The 16,304-nt window shown below is 72.4% G+C and carries 15 protein-coding genes; 10 read left to right on the top strand and 5 right to left on the bottom strand.

Going from position 1 to position 16,304, the window contains the following annotated elements; translation table 11 throughout:
- Nucleotides 1-3 precede the first annotated feature (3 nt).
- Genes MJ607_RS10250 through MJ607_RS10235 form a run of 4 tightly spaced genes read left to right on the top strand, consistent with a single transcriptional unit; the run spans nucleotide 4 to nucleotide 4,146 of the window.
- Nucleotides 4-1,098 (top strand): glycosyltransferase family 2 protein, encoded by a 1,095-nt coding sequence (locus MJ607_RS10250; RefSeq protein ID WP_243075493.1) that lies wholly within the window; start codon nucleotides 4-6, stop codon nucleotides 1,096-1,098.
- Nucleotides 1,095-1,670: a DUF4956 domain-containing protein gene (locus tag MJ607_RS10245; protein ID WP_243075492.1), complete on the top strand. Its 576-nt coding sequence runs from the start codon at nucleotides 1,095-1,097 to the stop codon at nucleotides 1,668-1,670. The genes MJ607_RS10250 and MJ607_RS10245 overlap by 4 nt, the downstream gene beginning before the upstream one ends.
- Nucleotides 1,667-2,500, top strand: coding sequence for a VTC domain-containing protein (locus tag MJ607_RS10240; RefSeq protein ID WP_243075491.1), 834 nt, complete (start codon nucleotides 1,667-1,669; stop codon nucleotides 2,498-2,500). Before MJ607_RS10245 ends, MJ607_RS10240 begins: the two co-directional genes overlap by 4 nt.
- Entirely contained in the window at nucleotides 2,485-4,146 is a 1,662-nt protein-coding gene (locus MJ607_RS10235; RefSeq protein WP_243075490.1) for a carbohydrate-binding domain-containing protein, read from the top strand. The genes MJ607_RS10240 and MJ607_RS10235 overlap by 16 nt, the downstream gene beginning before the upstream one ends.
- Nucleotides 4,147-4,167: 21 nt before the next feature.
- On the opposite strand, the gene MJ607_RS10230 is transcribed toward MJ607_RS10235, so the two are convergent.
- On the bottom strand, nucleotides 4,168-5,022 hold the full coding sequence (locus tag MJ607_RS10230) for a sulfurtransferase (protein WP_243075489.1): 855 nt from the start codon (nucleotides 5,020-5,022) through the stop codon (nucleotides 4,168-4,170).
- A 116-nt stretch (nucleotides 5,023-5,138) separates the two neighbouring features.
- Here MJ607_RS10230 and MJ607_RS10225 point away from each other — a divergent pair, with 116 nt between their 5' ends.
- From MJ607_RS10225 to MJ607_RS10200, 6 genes are all read left to right on the top strand, one after another.
- Nucleotides 5,139-6,482 (top strand): M20/M25/M40 family metallo-hydrolase, encoded by a 1,344-nt coding sequence (locus MJ607_RS10225; RefSeq protein WP_243075488.1) that lies wholly within the window; start codon nucleotides 5,139-5,141, stop codon nucleotides 6,480-6,482.
- 123 nt (nucleotides 6,483-6,605) lie between these two features.
- Entirely contained in the window at nucleotides 6,606-7,694 is a 1,089-nt protein-coding gene (locus tag MJ607_RS10220; protein WP_243075487.1) for an amino acid ABC transporter permease, read from the top strand.
- Nucleotides 7,691-8,488: an amino acid ABC transporter ATP-binding protein gene (locus tag MJ607_RS10215; protein ID WP_243075486.1), complete on the top strand. Its 798-nt coding sequence runs from the start codon at nucleotides 7,691-7,693 to the stop codon at nucleotides 8,486-8,488. The genes MJ607_RS10220 and MJ607_RS10215 overlap by 4 nt, the downstream gene beginning before the upstream one ends.
- A gap of 62 nt (nucleotides 8,489-8,550) precedes the next feature.
- Nucleotides 8,551-9,546, top strand: a complete 996-nt coding sequence (locus MJ607_RS10210; RefSeq protein ID WP_243075485.1) for an ABC transporter substrate-binding protein — start codon at nucleotides 8,551-8,553, stop codon at nucleotides 9,544-9,546.
- 74 nt (nucleotides 9,547-9,620) lie between these two features.
- Nucleotides 9,621-10,790 carry an LLM class flavin-dependent oxidoreductase gene (locus MJ607_RS10205; protein ID WP_243075484.1) on the top strand — a complete coding sequence of 390 codons (1,170 nt, stop codon included), beginning with the start codon at nucleotides 9,621-9,623 and terminating at the stop codon, nucleotides 10,788-10,790.
- Nucleotides 10,787-11,311, top strand: coding sequence for a GNAT family N-acetyltransferase (locus tag MJ607_RS10200; protein ID WP_243075483.1), 525 nt, complete (start codon nucleotides 10,787-10,789; stop codon nucleotides 11,309-11,311). The genes MJ607_RS10205 and MJ607_RS10200 overlap by 4 nt, the downstream gene beginning before the upstream one ends.
- Here the strand turns inward: MJ607_RS10200 and MJ607_RS10195 are convergent.
- From MJ607_RS10195 to MJ607_RS10180, 4 genes are read right to left on the bottom strand one after another with little or no spacing between them, the layout of a single operon-like run.
- Nucleotides 11,298-12,413 (bottom strand): FAD-dependent oxidoreductase, encoded by a 1,116-nt coding sequence (locus MJ607_RS10195; protein ID WP_243075482.1) that lies wholly within the window; start codon nucleotides 12,411-12,413, stop codon nucleotides 11,298-11,300. The two genes, MJ607_RS10200 and MJ607_RS10195, sit on opposite strands and share 14 nt — an antisense overlap.
- Nucleotides 12,410-14,365 carry an MFS transporter gene (locus tag MJ607_RS10190; protein WP_243075481.1) on the bottom strand — a complete coding sequence of 652 codons (1,956 nt, stop codon included), beginning with the start codon at nucleotides 14,363-14,365 and terminating at the stop codon, nucleotides 12,410-12,412. The genes MJ607_RS10195 and MJ607_RS10190 overlap by 4 nt, the downstream gene beginning before the upstream one ends.
- Complete coding sequence (locus MJ607_RS10185; RefSeq protein ID WP_243075480.1) at nucleotides 14,362-15,456, bottom strand: LLM class flavin-dependent oxidoreductase; 1,095 nt, start codon at nucleotides 15,454-15,456, stop codon at nucleotides 14,362-14,364. Before MJ607_RS10185 ends, MJ607_RS10190 begins: the two co-directional genes overlap by 4 nt.
- The gene (locus MJ607_RS10180; protein ID WP_243075479.1) at nucleotides 15,453-16,304 is read right to left on the bottom strand and encodes a DUF1684 domain-containing protein; all 852 of its coding nucleotides are present in this window, start codon (nucleotides 16,302-16,304) and stop codon (nucleotides 15,453-15,455) included. Before MJ607_RS10180 ends, MJ607_RS10185 begins: the two co-directional genes overlap by 4 nt.

Below are 16,304 nucleotides of genomic sequence, written 5' to 3'. Positions count from 1 at the left end.
CCCGTGATCGTCCTGATCCCCGCCTACGAGCCCGGCGACGCGCTGCCCCTCCTCGTGAGCGAGCTGCTGGACGCCGACCCCGACGTCGAGATCGTCGTCGTCGATGACGGCAGCGGTGCGCGCTTCGCGGGCGTCTTCGACGGCGTGCGCGCGCTCGGCGCGACGGTGCTCGCGCACGAGACCAACCTCGGCAAGGGCGCTGCGCTCAAGACGGGCTTCGCGCACGCGATGCGCTCCCACCCGGCCGACGACATCGTGACGGCGGATGCCGACGGGCAGCACACGGTCGCCGACATCGTCGCGGTCGCCGACGAGATGAGACGGGATGCCGCCGCCGGCTCCCCCGCGATGGTGCTGGGGTGCCGCGCCTTCGCGGGCCGCGTCCCGCTGCGCAGTCGCGTCGGCAACGCCGCGGCGCGCGGCGTCTTCCGGCTCGCGGCAGGCTGGCGCCTCTCGGACACGCAGACGGGGCTGCGCGGCATCCCGTCGCTCATGCTGCCGTGGCTGCTCGAGCAGCCCGGGGAGCGCTTCGAGTACGAGCAGAACGTGCTGCTGCGCGCGCGCCGCGACGGCTGGAGCACGCGCGAGGTGCCCATCGAGACGGTCTATCTCGGGCAGAACGCATCGAGCCACTTCCGGCCCGTCGCCGACTCGGCGCGGGTCATGCTGCCGCTGCTCGCCTTCGCGGGATCGTCCATGATCGCGTTCGTCGTCGACACGGTGGCACTGCTGCTCTTCACGGCGCTCACGGGCTGGCTCGTGCCCTCGATCGTCGCGGCGCGCGTCCTCAGCGCGAGCGTCAACTTCGCCGTCAATCGGCGGTTCGTCTTCCGGCAGCGCGTGCGCCGCGACCTCGTGCGGCAGGCGCTGAGGTACGCGATCCTCGCGGCCGCCCTGCTCGCGTCGAACGTCGTGTGGATGACGGCGCTCACCGACTTCGGCGTGCCGCTGCTGCTCGCGAAGGTCGCGACGGAGGCCGTGCTGTTCGTCACGAGCTACGGAGTGCAGAAGAGCTTCGTGTTCGCATCGCAAGACGTAACGGCGCCACAGACGACGCAAAGGAGCCGCATAGCGGCGGACGGTCGAGTGGAGTCATGACCTTCACCTCCCTCATCCTCATCGCCGTCGACCTGGCCGCCGCGCTGCTGCTGAGCCTCGGGCTCTACTACCGCCGGCACCACCGCCGCGACCTCGTCGTCGCGTTCCTCGGCGTCAACGTCGGTGTGCTCTCGGTCGCGACGGTCCTCGGCACCGCCGAGGTCGCGCTGGGCCTCGGACTCGGACTGTTCGGCGTGCTCTCGATCATCCGGCTGCGCTCGTCCGAGATCTCGCAGCGCGAGGTCGCGTACTACTTCGCGGCGCTCGCGATGGGGCTCATGGCGGGCCTGCCGCAGAGCGACCCGTGGCCCGTCGCGGGGCTCATCGCGCTCATCCTCGTCGTGCTGTGGGCGGCCGACCACCCGCGCGTGCTCGCCCGCAGCCGGCACCAGGCCGTGCGCCTGGACCGCGCCGTCGCCGACGAGACCGAGCTGCGCGACGAGCTCGCCGAGCGCCTCGGCGGCCAGGTGCTGTCGGTCACGGTGCAGGAGCTCGACCTCGTCAACGACACGACGCTCGTCGACGTCCGCTACCGCGTCGCGGCGTCGTCCCTCGTCGGAGCGACGCGATGACCGCCCTCCCCCTCGAAGGCTTCGGGCCCGTGACGCTCGACGAACTCGTGACGGATGCCGCACTGCTCACGCGCGTCGACCGCAAGTACATCGTCCCGGCGCGCGACGCCGCGCGGCTGCTCGCGGCGCTCGACCCCGCGACCCGCGTGCTCGAGATCGACGGGTCACGCGACTTCGCGTACGAGTCGGTCTACTTCGACACCCCCGACCTGCTGAGCTTCCGGATGGCGGCCCAGCCGCGCCGCCGACGGTTCAAGCTGCGCACCCGCAGTTATCTCGACACCGACGCGGCGTACCTCGAGATCAAGACCCGCGGCGCCCGCGGCACGACGGTCAAGGAGCGCACGGAGTACGACCCGCGGTCGCGGCGCGTGCTCACGGACGGCGCGCGGGACGACATCGCGGACGCCTTCGACGCGATCGGCGTCGACGGCGACCGCGCGGGTGAGCTCGCCGCGACGCTCACGACGCGCTACCGCCGCACGACGCTGCTCGCGTCCGACGGCCTCGGCCGCGCGACGATCGACACCCACCTGCGCTGGGACGAACCCGGCGGCGCGGGCTTCGCTCTGCCCGAGGTCGTCATCGTCGAGACCAAGTCGCCGGCCGCGGCATCCCGGATCGACCGCCTCCTGTGGCGCGCAGGTCACCGCCCCGCGACCGTCAGCAAGTACGCGACGGGCCTCGCTGCCCTGCACGCCGACCTCCCCCACAACCGCTGGAACCGCGTCCTGCGCGGACCGTTCTCGACTCGCACGACCCTTCCCGCCCGAACCGACGCCCGAACAGAGCCCGCCCGAACAGAGGAGCTGCCATGCGCCGCCGCCTGATCCTGCCCATCCTTCCGCTCGCGATCGCGGGGCTCGTCCTCGCGGGGTGCGCGACGCAGCCCGCCGCCACGACGCCGGCAGCGGGAACCACGACGACCGAGGCCACCGTGACGGCCGAGATCGACTCCGACCTCGACGCCGACGCGGTGCTCGCCGCGAACGAGGACGCGACCGTCGTGAACGACGACGAGTGGTCCGCCGCCGACGCGGTCGACATCGCGCTCACGGGTTCGAGCGTGTCGATCACCGAGGCCGGCGTGTACCGCCTGTCAGGCTCGCTCGAGGGATCGGTCGTCGTCACGGCGCCCGACGACGCGCTCGTCGTGCTCATCCTCGACGACGCCGACATCACGAACACGGACGGCGCAGCGATCGAGGTCGTGAGCGCCGACGACGTCGTGATCGCGCTCGCCGACGGGAGCGAGAACAGCGTGTCGGATGCCTCGTCGTACGCCGACGACGCGGCGGCGAACGCGGCGATCCACGTCGACGCCGACCTCACGGTCACCGGCTCGGGATCGCTCGAGGTGAGCGGCAACGGCAACGACGGCATCGTCAGCACCGACGACCTCGCGATCCTCTCGGGCGCGATCACGGTCGACGCCGCCGACGACGCGCTGCGCGGCAAGGACGCGCTCGTCATCGAGGGCGGCACGCTCGCGCTGACGGCGGGCGGCGACGCCCTCAAGAGCGACGCCGCCGACGACGCGACCCGCGGGTACATCTGGATCTCGGGCGGCGACGTCACAGCGAGCAGCGGCGACGACGGCCTCGCCGCCGCGACGGACGCCGTCGTGACGGGCGGAACGCTCGAGCTCACGACGATCGGCGCCGACGGGGCGAAGGGCATCAGCGCGGGCGTGGTCGCCGCGATCGACGACGGCGAGGTCGCGATCGACGCGACCGACGACGGCGTGCACGCCGACGGCTCGGTCGGCATCGGCGGCGCCACGGTGACGGTGTCATCGCGCGACGACGGAATCCACGCCGAAGCCGCCCTCGAGATCCGCGCGGGCAGCGTGACTGTCGCGCAGTCCGAGGAGGGCCTCGAGGCGACCGACATCACGATCGCGGGCGGCGACGTCGACATCACGGCCGACGACGACGGCGTCAACGCGAGCGGCGGCTCGTCGTCGGGCCAGGGCGGGGGCGGCGGGATGGCCGACTCCGGAGAGACGCTCACCATCTCGGGCGGCACGCTCCGCGTCGAGGCCTCGGGCGACGGCCTCGACTCGAACGGCTCGATGAGCATCACGGGCGGCGACACGATCGTGTTCGGCCCCACGAACGACGGCAACGGCGCGCTCGACTCGAACGGCGGCATCACGGTCTCGGGCGGCACGCTGCTCGCGGTCGGCAGCGCCGGCATGGCGGAATCTCCCGACGCCGCGTCACCGCAGCAGTGGATCGCGGCGAGCGTGAGCGGATCGGCGGGCGACGAGATCGAGATCACGGATGCCGCGGGCACCGTGCTGGCCTCGGTCACGGCCGAGAAGGCCTACGCGTCGGTCGTCTTCACCTCGCCGGACGTCGTGGACGGCGCGGCCTACACGGTGCTGGTCGACGGGTCCGCTGCCGCGACTGCGACCGAAGGCACGGCCATCGCCGGCGGGATGGGCGGCGGGCCGGGAGCCGGGCGGCGCTGACGGGTCGCGGGCGCCCTGCCGTCACCAGGCGTGCAGGGCGTCCGCGGGCGTGCGGCCGACGGCGACGGGGCGCCGCGGCGAGCGCGCCCACTGGCTCCACGAGCCGGGGTAGATCTGGGTCTCGATGCCCGCCTGCGCGTACGCGAGAGCCGAATGGGCCGACGAGATTCCTGCCCCGCAGTAGAGGGTGATGGGCCGCTCGGGGTCGACGCCGAAGGCATCGAGCACGGCGCGGATCTCCTCCGGCGGGCGGAACGTCCCGTCGCGGGCGATGTGCGCGATGACCGGGATGTTGAGCGCTCCCGGGATGTGGCCCGCGACGGGGTCGAGGCCCGCCGTCAGCCCGCGGTAGTGCTCGGGTGCGCGCACGTCGATGAGGTAACCCTCGACAGGAGCGCGGGCGGCCTCGTCCATCGTGACGGCGCCGGGATCGACATCCGTCAGCGTCGCGTTCCCCGGCGCGGGTGCGTGGTCGCCGCGCTCGAGCGGGAAGCCCTGCGCGACCCACGCCCGCAGGCCGCCGTCGAGCACCCGGATCTGCACGCCGCGCCGGCGCAGCAGCCACCACGCACGCGCCGCCGCGACAGCGTCGTTGTCGTCGTACGCGACGACGAAGTCGCCGTCGCGCACACCCCAGCGGCGGACGGATGCTTCGAGCTCGGCGAGCTCGGGGAGCGGGTAGCGGCCGTCTTCGGGGTACCCGCGGCGGGACAGCTCGCGCTCGAGGTCGACGTAGACGGCGCCGGGCAGATGGCCCGCGACATAGTCGGGCCGGCCTTCCGGCACGTCGAGGCGCCAGCGGACATCGAGCAGGCGAACGGGACGACCGGATTCCCACTCACCCTGCAGCTCTCGTGGAGATATCAGGTGAGACATGCCACGAGTCTCGCGAGCGCGCGAACACGGCGCGCTCTGTGACGAAACATCCCGCAACCTGGAGAAAGAATGCGTCACGCTGTCGCCGTCGCAGGAGTGCCCCGTAGCCTCGCGCTATGTCGTCCCGCTTCGTTCCGCAGCTCGACCATGCCCTCGCGACGCTCGAAGAGGAGGCGATCGAGCTCACGCGCGACCTCATCCGCATCGACAGCGTCAACACGGGCGTCGCCGCGACGATCGGCGACGGAGAGACGCGCGCCGCACTGTTCGTCCAGGCCAGGCTCGCCGAGGTCGGCATCGCGTCGGAGCTCCTGGAGCCGCGCGCCGGCCGCGCATCGGTCATCGCGCGCATCCCCGGCCGGAACCCGGATCGCGGGGCGCTCGTCGTGCACGCGCACCTCGACGTCGTCCCCGTCGAGGGCCAGGAGTGGACGCATCCGCCGTTCGGCGCCGAAGTGCACGACGGCTGGCTCTACGGCAGAGGCGCCGTCGACATGAAGAACTTCGCGGGCACGATCCTCGCCACCGCCCGGCACTTCGCCCGCGAGGGCATCGTGCCCGATCGCGATCTCGTGCTCGCGTTCCTCGCCGACGAGGAGGCGGGCGGCGTGTGGGGGGCTGGATGGCTCGTCGAGAACCGCCCCGACCTGTTCGCGGGCGCGACCGAGGCGCTCAGCGAGGTGGGCGGCTTCTCGATCCCCCTCGTCGACGGGCGCCGCGCGTATCCCGCCGCAACGAGCGAGAAGGGCGTCGCGTGGGCGACGCTCACGGCGCGCGGGCGCGCGGGCCACGGCTCGCGACCGACCGCCGACAACCCCGTCGTGCGCCTCGCGCGGGCCGTCGCGGCGATCGGCGAACACCGGTTCCCCGTCGTGCGGACGGCGGCCGTCGACGCCTTCCTGCGCGCCTACGGCGAGGCGCGCGGCCTGTCGTTCGGCGACGAGACGCTCGAGGCCGACATCGACTCGCTCGGGCTCGCGGCTCCCCTCATCGGGGCGAGCCTGCGCAACACCGCGACCCCGACAGTGCTCGAGGCCGGCGGCAAGACGAACATCATCCCCGCCGAGGCGAGCGCGCGTCTCGACATCCGCGTGCTTCCGGGTCAGGACGACGCCCTCCGAGACGAGCTGCGGGCCGTCGTCGGCGACGACGTCGACATCCGCTGGGGGCGCTGGTGGTCGGCGACCGAGGCGGACGTCGCGGCTCCCCTGCTGGACGTCCTGCAGGCCGCGATCGACGCGGAGGACCCGGGGAGCCTCGTGGTGCCCTACCTGCTGCCGGCGAGCACCGACAACAAGCACTTCGCGCGCCTCGGCATCGCGGGCTATGGCTTCGTGCCGCTGCGCGTGCCGGACGGCTTCGACGTGTTCGGACAGTTCCATACGGCGGACGAGCGCATCCCGGTCGCAAGCCTCGCCTTCTCGGCGCGCACGACGGAGCGCATTCTGCGCGACGCGTGAGCTGTGTTACCTCGCGTATCGCATCTTTACGGGATGTGATGCACGGGCCAGCGGGGGGTGACGGCGCACATCTAACGTGAGCGGACCCGGCCACGGAGCCGGATCTCGAGCCGAGGAACCGCCATGACCACAACCGCCGACGAGCGCACCCGCATCGTCTCGGAGCCCGCCGCCGCACGCGGCGGCGACGACCGCGTCGATCTCGGATCGTTCCGCGTCGTCCACACGCGGCACTGGTTCCGCTGGGCGCTCGCGGCCCTCGTGATCTTCTTCGTCGCGCAGTTCGCGTGGTCGCTCGTCACGAACGCCAACTACGAGTGGGACGTCTTCGCGAAGTACTTCTTCTCGGAGCCCGTCCTCATCGGTGTCGGCTACACGCTCGCCCTCACGGCGATCTCGGCGACGATCGGCTTCGTCCTCGGCACGCTCCTCGCGCTGGCCCGCCTCTCGAAGTCGTCACTGCTCAACGCCGCCGCCTGGTCGTACATCTGGTTCTTCCGCTCCGTGCCCCTCGTCGTGCAGATCATCGTCTGGTACAACCTCGGCTACCTGTACCCGACGCTCGGACTCGGCACGCCCTTCACGACGGACTTCTGGATCGTGGAGTTCCCGACGGTGCAGCTGATCAGCGCGTTCGCGGCGGCGATCCTCGGCCTGAGCCTCCACCAGGCGGCGTATTCGGCCGAGATCATCCGCGGCGGCCTCCTGTCGGTCGACCAGGGTCAGACCGAGGCGGCCGCAGCCCTCGGCATCCCGGCGAGCAAGCGCCTGCTGCGGATCATCCTTCCGCAGGCGATGCGCTCCATCATCCCGAACGCGACCAATGAGGTGATCGGCCTCGTCAAGGGTGCGTCGGTCGTCTTCGTCATCGCGATCCCCGAGGTCTTCTACGCCGTCCAGGTGATCTACAACCGCAACAGCCGCGTCATCCCGCTGCTTCTCGTCGCGGTCGTCTGGTACACGATCATCACCACGATCCTGAGCATCGCCCAGTTCTACATCGAGCGGCACTACGCCCGCGGCGCCGTCCGCGTGCTGCCGCCCACCCCGATCCAGCGCTTCCGCCACTGGTCGTCCGTGCAGTGGGCGCGACTCGGCGACGACAAGGCCGCACCGCCGCCGTTGGCGGGAGCGGATGCCGCACCCCTCGTCGTCGCGGCGCAGCAGGGCACCCGCAACGACGCCACGTTCTCGGGAGGAACAGGAGCATGAGCACGGTGACCATCCCCACGCCCCCCGCGACCCGCGGGCTCGTCGAGATCCACAACGTCCACAAGAGCTACAGCGGCGTCGAGGTGCTCGCGGGCATCGACCTCACGGTGCAGCCCGGTCAGGTCGTCGCGATCCTCGGGCCGAGCGGCTCGGGCAAGTCGACGCTGCTGCGCACGATCAACCACCTCGAGTCGGTCGACCAGGGCTCGGTGACGGTCGACGGCCAGCTCATCGGCTACGAGCGCCGCGGCGACCGGCTGTACGAACTGCGCGAGAAGGAGATCCTCAAGCGCCGCACGCAGGTCGGGATCGTCTTCCAGAACTTCAACCTCTTCCCGCATCTGACCGCCGTCGAGAACATCGTCGAGGCACCGATCGCGACGGGTGCATTGGAGAAGGATGCCGCGCGCGAGCTCGCTCTGAGCCTCCTCGAGCGCGTGGGGCTGCGCGACAAGGCCGACCACTACCCGCGCCAGCTCTCGGGCGGCCAGCAGCAGCGCGTCGCGATCGCTCGCGCTCTCGCGCTGAGCCCCAAGGTGCTGCTGTTCGACGAGCCGACGAGCGCGCTCGACCCCGAGCTCGTGGGCGAGGTGCTCGACGTCATCCGCGACCTCGCGCGCAGCGGCACGACGCTCATCATCGTCACGCACGAGATCGGCTTCGCCCGCGAGGTGGCCGATCGCATCGTGTTCGTCGACGGCGGCCGAATCCTCGAGGAGGGCCCGCCCGAGCGGGTGCTCGTCGACCCGGAGCACCCGCGCACGCGGGAGTTCCTCGCAAAAGTCCTGGCCTGAGCCCTTCAGGTCCGACAAATCCCGGATCCCAGCATCCCGAATCAAGAGAGAGACACACAGCAATGGCCATCAGCAAGAAGCAGGGCATCGCGATCGGCGTGGGCGTCGTCGCGGTTGCCGCCGTCGTCGGAGGCGTCTTCGTCGCGCTCAACAACAACTCGTCGGCCGCGGCCGACGAGGCCGCCGCGGCCCCCGCGCCCGCCGAGACGAACACGGCGACCGACGAGATCCAGTGGTTCCACACCGACCCGATCCCCGAGGCCGTCGCGGCGCTCGAGGCGAGCGGCTTCGAGCCGATCGAGGCGGGCAAGCTCACGATCGCGCACTCGGCGTATCTCCCCCCGCTCGGCTACATCCCCGAGGGCGAGACCGAGGCGGCCGGCACCGAGCCGAACATCGGCTCGCTCATCGCCGAGGGCCTCGGCCTCGAGTACAACCCGCAGGTCGTCGCCTGGGCGGACTGGCCGCTGGGCATCCAGTCCGGCAAGTACGACCTCATCACCTCCAACGTCACGGTGACCGAGGAGCGCAAGGAGCTGTACGACTTCGCGAGCTACCGCGAGGACCTCCTCGGCTTCTACGTCAAGTCCGACAGCGACATCGAGTCGATCACGGAGGCCGCCGACATCTCGGGCCTCACGATCGTCGTCGGCTCGGGCACCAACCAGGAGCAGGTGCTCCTCGCGTGGAACAAGGAGCTCACGGACGCCGGCGAGGAGCCGGCCGAGCTCGCCTATTACGACGACGCCGCGGCGGGCAACCTCGCGCTGCAGTCCGGCCGTGCCGACGCGACGTTCGGCCCCAACGCGACGGCGGCCTGGTCGGCGCGCGAGACGGGCGACACGAAGCTCGTCGGCGTCGTCCCCGGCGGCTGGCCGCTGACGGCGAACATCGCCGCAGCGACCGCCAAGGGCAACGGGCTCATCGAGGCCGTCAACATCGTGCTCAACACCCTCATCGAGGACGGCACGTACGGCGAGGTCCTCGAGTTCTGGGGTCTCGAGTCCGAGGCCGTGACGAGCTCCGAGATCAACCCGCAGGGACTCCCCAAGTCCTGACGACCGCCAGGGGCGGGACCGGATCTCCCGGTCCCGCCCCTGCACGCTTCCCGCACCGCGAAGACGAGAGAACCATGACCACGACACCGCTTTCCGTGCTCGACCTGTCCCCCTTCGGCCAGGGCCAGACCCCCGCGGACGGACTGCGCGCGAGCATCTCCCTCGCACAGCGCGCCGAGCGCCTCGGATACTCGCGGTACTGGCTCGCGGAGCACCACCTCAACCCCGGCGTCGCGGGCGCGGCGCCGCACGTGCTGCTCGCCGCGATCGCGGCGGCGACGTCGCAGATCCGCATCGGGACCGCCGCGACGATCATCGGCAACTACTCGCCGCTGCAGGTCGTCGAGGCCGCGGGCGTCGTCGCGGCGGTGCATCCGGGTCGCTTCGACCTCGGCATCGGCCGCTCCGGCTCGACGAGCTCGGCGCAGACCCCGCCGCCGCCGAGCGAGATCCCCGACCGCCTCGTCGCGGGGCTCCTCCTGCCCGCGGCGCGGCCCTTCGCCTTCGACAAGCCGCGCTTCGCCGCACAGACGCGGCTCCTGGGCCGCACCCCCGGCGATGCCGACCGCTTCGTGCAGGACGTGCACGACATCCTCGATCTCATCGCGGGCACCTACGTCGCCCCCGAGGGCGTGCCGATCCATGCGACGCCCGCCGAGGGCCAGGACATCCAGGTCTGGCTCCACGGCAGCACGGCGGGCCCGAGCGCCGAGCTCGCGGGCCGGCTCGGCCTGCCGTTCGGCGCGAACTACCACGTCGCCCCGACCTTCGTCCTCGACGCCGTCCGCGCCTATCGCGCCGCGTTCCGCCCCGGCGTGCTGGACGAGCCGTACGTCACCGTCTCGGTCGACGTCGTCGCGGCCGACTCCACCTCCGAGGCTCTGCGCCTCGCGGCGGGCTACCCTCACTGGGTGCACAGCATTCGCGCCGGCGACGGCGCCATCCCCTACCCGACGACCGAATGGGCCCTCGAGAACCCCCTCGACGCGGCAGCCATCGAGGTCGTCAAGGACCGCGTCGCGACGCAGTTCGCCGGCACTGCCGCGACGGTCGCCGAGCGGCTCGAGACCCTCCAGCGCGCGACCGGCGCCGATGAACTGCTCGTCACGAGCATCACGCACGACCCCGCCGACCGCGAGCACTCGTACGCGCTGCTCGCCGAGGCATGGGGCCTCGAGCCCCTCGAGACGGACGACGAGATCCCGGATGCCGCGGCCGAGCGGCTCGAGGCGGTGGGCGTGTGACCGCCGTCTCCATCCGACTCGTGCGGCCCGAGGAGTACGCCGAGGCGGGCGCCGTCACGGCCGATGCCTACACCGCGAGCTACTCGCAGCTCTCCGACTCGTACCTCGCGTCACTGCGCGACGTCGAGGGCCGCCTCGCGGCGGGCGATGTCTGGGTCGCGGTCGACGACGACGGAGCGATCCTCGGGACGGTCTGGGTCGCGCCCGAGGGACGCCCGCTCTCGCCCGTCGCCGAGCCCGGCGAGACCGATTTCCGCCAGCTCGCCGTGGCTCCCGCAGCGCGCGGGAGAGGCATCGGCGAGGCGCTCACGCGGCACGTCATCGCGCTCGCCGAGGAGCGCGGATCGCACCGCGTCATCATGAACAGCGGCCCCGAGATGCTTGGCGCACACGCCCTCTACGCGAAGATCGGCTTCCAGCGCCTCACCGAGCGCGAGAAGCGCATCGAGGTCGAGCCCGGCCGCTGGATCGACCTGCTCACGTTCGGCCTCGACGTCCCGGTGCGAGCTAGCGTGCCGTGATCAGGTCAGCGAGCACCCTCCCGATGGTGGGCGCGAACTTGAAGCCCTGACCCGAGAAGCCCGCACCGACCGTTACGGGACCGACCCGCTCGAGGAAGAACGCCGAATCGGGGGTCGAGGTGTAGGTGCACGTGATCTCGGCGAGGGATGCGGCATCCACCCCGGGAAGCCATTCCTGCGCGTAACGCCGGATCCGCGCCGAGAGCCCGGGATCGGCGACGAACGTGCGCCGGTCGGGATGCGTCTCGGGCCCGACTCCGTGCCAGCCGGCCTTGACGCCCTCGCCGGGCGAGCCCATGCCGTAGACGCCGCTCGGGAACCACGCCGTGGCAGGGTCGTCGGGCGAGGACGAGTGGTTGAACCCCGGCCAGTCCTCGAGCGCCTCGGCCCCCGCGAGCGGCGCGAAGAAGGCGGGCTGCTCCTGCGTCACGCGCAGCGGGGGCAGCGCGAACGTCGCTCCGAGCGACGCCAGCACGTCGACCGTCCAGGCGCCCGCCGTCACGACGACGCGATCGACGCGCAGCTCCTGCTCGGCCCCGTCCGCAGCGCGCAGCCGCAGCGCGACCCCGTCGTCGACGGAGCCGACGGATCCGCCCACGACGGCCGTCTCGGTCAGCACGCGCGCGCCGCGGGCGGCCGCGGCATCCGCGAATCCCGCGCGGGCGCGGTCGGCGTGCAGGCGCCCCGCCTGCGGCGTGTGCAGCACGGGCCCCGCGAAGCGGAAGCCGGGCCACCGCGCCGACGCCTCGGCCGCGTCGAGCAGCTCCGTCTCGAAGCCTCCCGCCGCGATCGCGCGCCCCGCGGCGACGAGGTCGCGCCCCGGGCCGTGGTTGACGATGCCGGTCGTCGTCAGGATGCCGGCACCCGTCTCGGCCTCGAGCTCACGCCACAGCACGGATGCCTCGCGCAGCCACGCGAGCAGCGCGGGGTCCTCGTAGCTGACGTTGAAGTTGCGCGAGGCTCCGTGGGACGCGCCGAAGACGTGGCCTCGGCCGAAGCGCTCGACGAGCACGACGTCGACGCCGCGTCGGGCGAGCTGCCACGCGGTCGCGGCGCCCATGACCCCGCCGCCGACGACGGCGACCTGCGCGTCGCGCGTCACGCCGGGACGCGCTTCTCGAAGCAGTGCGAGAACGAGATCTCGAGGTAGGGCGGATAGATCGGGATGCGCGCGTAGCCGATCTTCTCGTACAGTGCGATCGCGTCGGGCTGGCGGTCGCCCGTCTGCAGGATGAGCCGGTCCGCCCCCGAGTCCGCCGCGACGCGCTCGAGTTCCGCCATGAGCGCCCGGCTCAGGCCCGAACCCCGCGCGCCCGGCTCGACGAAGACGCGCTTGACCTCGAGCGAGCCCTCGAAGGCGTCTCCGAGGTCGCGCAGCGCGGCGTGGCCGACGGGCCGGCCACCGGCATCCGTCGCCACGATCGTCGCGACGATCGTCGCGGGATCGATCGAGAGGGCCGCCCCGAGGCGCGCCGCCTCGTCGTCCGAGAGGTCGTCGAACCGGTCGGCGTAGCGCGGTCCGATCTCGGCGTCCATGGCCGAGCGGAGGGCCGACGCGCGCTCGTCGTCCCACGCGACGGTCTCGAGGGTCCACTCCGCGGTCGTCTCAGGCATTCCGACATTCTCGCCTGCGCGACCACCCGAGACCGGCGCGTCGGCAACACCCCGTAACCCGGCCGCGGCCCGGCGCAGCGACGGATCGAGCGAGACGAGCGTCGAGACGCCGACCGCGACAGCGCACACCGTGAGCGCCGCCTGGAGCGAGCCCGCGCTCGCGGCTCCCGCGGCGCCCAGCAGGATGCCGGTCGCGAGCGCCACGACGTACGTCGCCGAGAGCCGCTGCGTGAGCTGCAGGAACGAGGCCGCGACCCCGTGCAGGGCCGGCGTCGCGTGCGAGAGCGTCACGGTGCGCAGCGGCGGCTCGACGAGACCGCCTGCGATGCCGAGTCCGAGGTTCGCGGCCGCGACGAGCACGAGCAGCGCCGGCGTCGCGAGGGCCGTCGCGCTCACGGCGAGCGTCGTCGCGAGCACCGTCTCGACAGCGAGTCCCGCGACGAGCACGCCGATGCCGAAGCGCGCGAAGAGGCGCCGACTCACGAGCGAGACGAGCAGCCGGCCGAGCGCGCCCGGGACGAACACGGCGGCGATGATGATCGCCGGCGCGCCCGTGGTCTGCAGCAGATAGAGGGTCAGGACACTCCCCTGCGCGAGCAGCGCGCCGAACCACAGCAGCGCGACGAGGTTGCCGGCGACGAATCCGCGCGAGCGCACCAGGACGGGCGTGAACAGCGCGAGCCGTCCGCGGCGCACGTACGCCCGCTCCCACACGACGAGGGCGACGAGCAGAAGAGTGGATGCCGCGTACACGGCCGTCACGGCGGCTTCGTGCAGCCCCGGCTCGATGACGGGGAGCATGAGCAGCACGACGAGCGCGCCCAGCAGGGCGATGCCGGGCAGGTCGAGCGTCACGCGGGGCGCGGCGACGTCGGTGCGCGGGAGCCCCCGCAGCGCGAGGACGATGGCGGCCGCCGTGAGCGGCAGCGGAGCGAGCAGGATGAGCCGCCACGCCGCGTCGGGGGGCGCGACGGTGAGGATGACGCCCGCGACGAGCGGTCCCGTGAGCCCCGCGACGGCCCCGACCGCCGTGTAGGCGACGAACGCGCGGATGCGCGCGGCACCGTGGTAGAGGTCCTGGATGACCCCGAGCACCTGCGCGCTGACGAATCCCGCGCCGAGACCCTGGACGAACCGGCCGGCGACGACGGCGCCGATCTCGGGACCGCCCGCCGAGAGCAGGCCGCCCACGAGGAAGACGAGCAGGCCCGCGACGAACAGCCGGCGGCGCCCGAAGGCGTCGCCGAGCCGCCCCGCGGGCACGAGCCCGAGACCGAAGGTGAGCGAGAACGACGCGAGGAACCACTGCAGCGCCGCCGTCGACGCGTCGAGGCTCGCCGCGAGCGAGGGCACCGTGTAGGCGACGGTCGTCGCGTCGAAGAGCGTCGCGAACCCCGCGCCGAGGCACGACCACAGAGCGGCCGAGCGGGCCCTGCTCACGCGGCCGCTGGGATGCGGTCCCCGACCCGCGCGCCGGCGTCCTGCGCCGTCCACAGCGTCGTCGGCAGCTCGCGCCGCAGCACCGGGATCACCTCGGTCGCGAAGCGCTCGAGGATCTCGAGCTGCTGCGCGAACGGAACTGTCGTGGGCAGGCTCACGGACTGCAGCGAGTGGCCGAGACGCCCGTGGAAGCGGGCGATCTTGTCGATGACCTGCTGCGCCGTACCGACGAGCACGGGTCCCTCGGCGACGGCGTGCGCGATGTCGCGGTAGGGCGTGTTGTTGCCCGGAACGTTGGTCGCCGCGACGATCGCGTCGTAGACGGGCCCGTACTGGCGCACGGCCTCCTGCGTCGTGTCGGCGATGAAGAGAGCACCGGCTCCTGCCGCGACGTAGTCCTGCCCCGGCGCGTGCCCGTGGCGCACGTACTCGCGGCGGTAGTGGTCGACCAGGACCGCGTAGTTCTCGAGCGGCTGGATCGCGTTCGCGCTGAACAGCGGGTCGCCCCAGCGCGCCGCGAGACCCGCCGAGAAGAGGGTCGTCGCCGACCCGTGCCACACACGCGGGGCGCCGTCGAACGGACGGGGCAGGGTCGTGACCCCCGTGAGCGGGCGCGTGAACTCGCCGCCCGGCCACGTGACATCCTCGCCGTCCCACAGTGCCCGCAGCAGCGCGTACTTCTCGGCGAGCAGCTCCCACTGGTCGTCGATCTCGTACCCGAACAGCGGGAACTGCAGGGCCTCGTTTCCCTTGCCGATCGTCAGGTCGAGGCGTCCGCGCGAGAGCTGGTCGATCGTCGCGTAGTCCTCCGCGACACGGACGGGGTCCAGCACCGGCAGGACCGTGACACCCGAGTTGAGCCGGATGCGCTTCGTCGAGGCCGCGATCGCGCCGAGCAGCACGGTGGGCGACGACGACAGGAAGGGTCCCGCGTGCCGCTCGCCGACGGCGACGGCGACGGCGTCGAAACCGAGCTCCTCGGCCCGCACGGCCGCCGCGACGGTCTCTTCGAGCCGCTCGGCCGCCGACGCCTGCCGCCCCGTGAGGGGGTCGGCGCGGTACGGCACGATGTCGAGGAGCTGGAACTTCATGCGCTCGGACCAGGAGCAGCGACCACTCGAGAAAGCGGCGTCTTCTCGCCCGCCTCGATGCCGATCGGGAGGCGATTGCCCTCGGGCGGCAGGGGGCACGTCGCGAAGTCCGTGTAAGCGCATGGCAGGTTGACGGCGCGGTTGAAGTCGAGCACCGTGAAGCCCTCTGCGTCGGGCGCCGCGACGCCCAGGCTGCGGTTCGCGGCGTACGTCGTGATGCCGCTCGTCGCATCCGTGAACAGCACGAGCAGCTCGTCCGCGCCGTGGCCGGGGAACGCCACGAGCCGGAAGTCCTCGCCGCCGAGCGTGAACTCGAGCTCGCCCGGCGCGTCGTAGACGTGCGTCAGGCCGTCGACGGCCGCGCCCACCTCGGTCGGCCGCGGCTCGGCGTACGGGACGTACCGCGCCTTCGCGCGCCAGCGGGGGTTCGGCACGTAGGTCGGCGTGCCGGCGTACGCGGCGAGGAACGGATGCTCCGGATGCCGCGGCCGCACGATGTCGTGTCCGCCGCGCTTCGCGATCTCGATAAGGTCGCCGCCGAAGCGCGCCGTCACGCCACCGCGCTCCGCGATGACGCCGAAGGCGTGGCGGCCCGTGACTGTCGCGTCGCCGACCTCGAGCGCCTCGTCGGGGGCGAGGTCGACGACGGGTCCCTCGGCTCCTGTCGTCCACTCCCCCGGCAGGCCCGGGATGCGCTGCGGCTCGGCCGAGAGCCAGTACAGGCCCGTCACGGCGAGGAAGCCGTGCGGATCCGCTCGGCGCGCCTCATGGGCGCGGTGCCACTCCTCCCACTCGCGACCGAAGACGACGCGGTCGGTGACGGCGGGGTCGATCGCCTGGGTGCTCAT

Source organism: Microbacterium sp. SS28, assembly GCF_022761035.1.
Lineage (GTDB): Bacteria > Actinomycetota > Actinomycetes > Actinomycetales > Microbacteriaceae > Microbacterium.
The sequence above is the reverse complement of the archived record's forward strand: the minus strand, read 5'-3'. Positions and strand labels throughout refer to the sequence as shown.

What these genes read in the sequence shown, in the direction of transcription:
- MJ607_RS10210 (WP_243075485.1), top strand. Translation starts at nt 8,551, where the DNA reads ATGGCCATCAGCAAGAAGCAGGGCATCGCGATCGGCGTGGGCGTCGTC.
- MJ607_RS10215 (WP_243075486.1), top strand. Translation starts at nt 7,691, where the DNA reads ATGAGCACGGTGACCATCCCCACGCCCCCCGCGACCCGCGGGCTCGTC.
- MJ607_RS10240 (WP_243075491.1), top strand. Translation starts at nt 1,667, where the DNA reads ATGACCGCCCTCCCCCTCGAAGGCTTCGGGCCCGTGACGCTCGACGAA.
- MJ607_RS10185 (WP_243075480.1), bottom strand. Translation starts at nt 15,456, where the DNA reads ATGAAGTTCCAGCTCCTCGACATCGTGCCGTACCGCGCCGACCCCCTC.
- MJ607_RS10235 (WP_243075490.1), top strand. Translation starts at nt 2,485, where the DNA reads ATGCGCCGCCGCCTGATCCTGCCCATCCTTCCGCTCGCGATCGCGGGG.
- MJ607_RS10245 (WP_243075492.1), top strand. Translation starts at nt 1,095, where the DNA reads ATGACCTTCACCTCCCTCATCCTCATCGCCGTCGACCTGGCCGCCGCG.
- MJ607_RS10230 (WP_243075489.1), bottom strand. Translation starts at nt 5,022, where the DNA reads ATGTCTCACCTGATATCTCCACGAGAGCTGCAGGGTGAGTGGGAATCC.
- MJ607_RS10220 (WP_243075487.1), top strand. Translation starts at nt 6,606, where the DNA reads ATGACCACAACCGCCGACGAGCGCACCCGCATCGTCTCGGAGCCCGCC.
- MJ607_RS10205 (WP_243075484.1), top strand. Translation starts at nt 9,621, where the DNA reads ATGACCACGACACCGCTTTCCGTGCTCGACCTGTCCCCCTTCGGCCAG.
- MJ607_RS10180 (WP_243075479.1), bottom strand. Translation starts at nt 16,304, where the DNA reads ATGAGCACCCAGGCGATCGACCCCGCCGTCACCGACCGCGTCGTCTTC.
- MJ607_RS10225 (WP_243075488.1), top strand. Translation starts at nt 5,139, where the DNA reads ATGTCGTCCCGCTTCGTTCCGCAGCTCGACCATGCCCTCGCGACGCTC.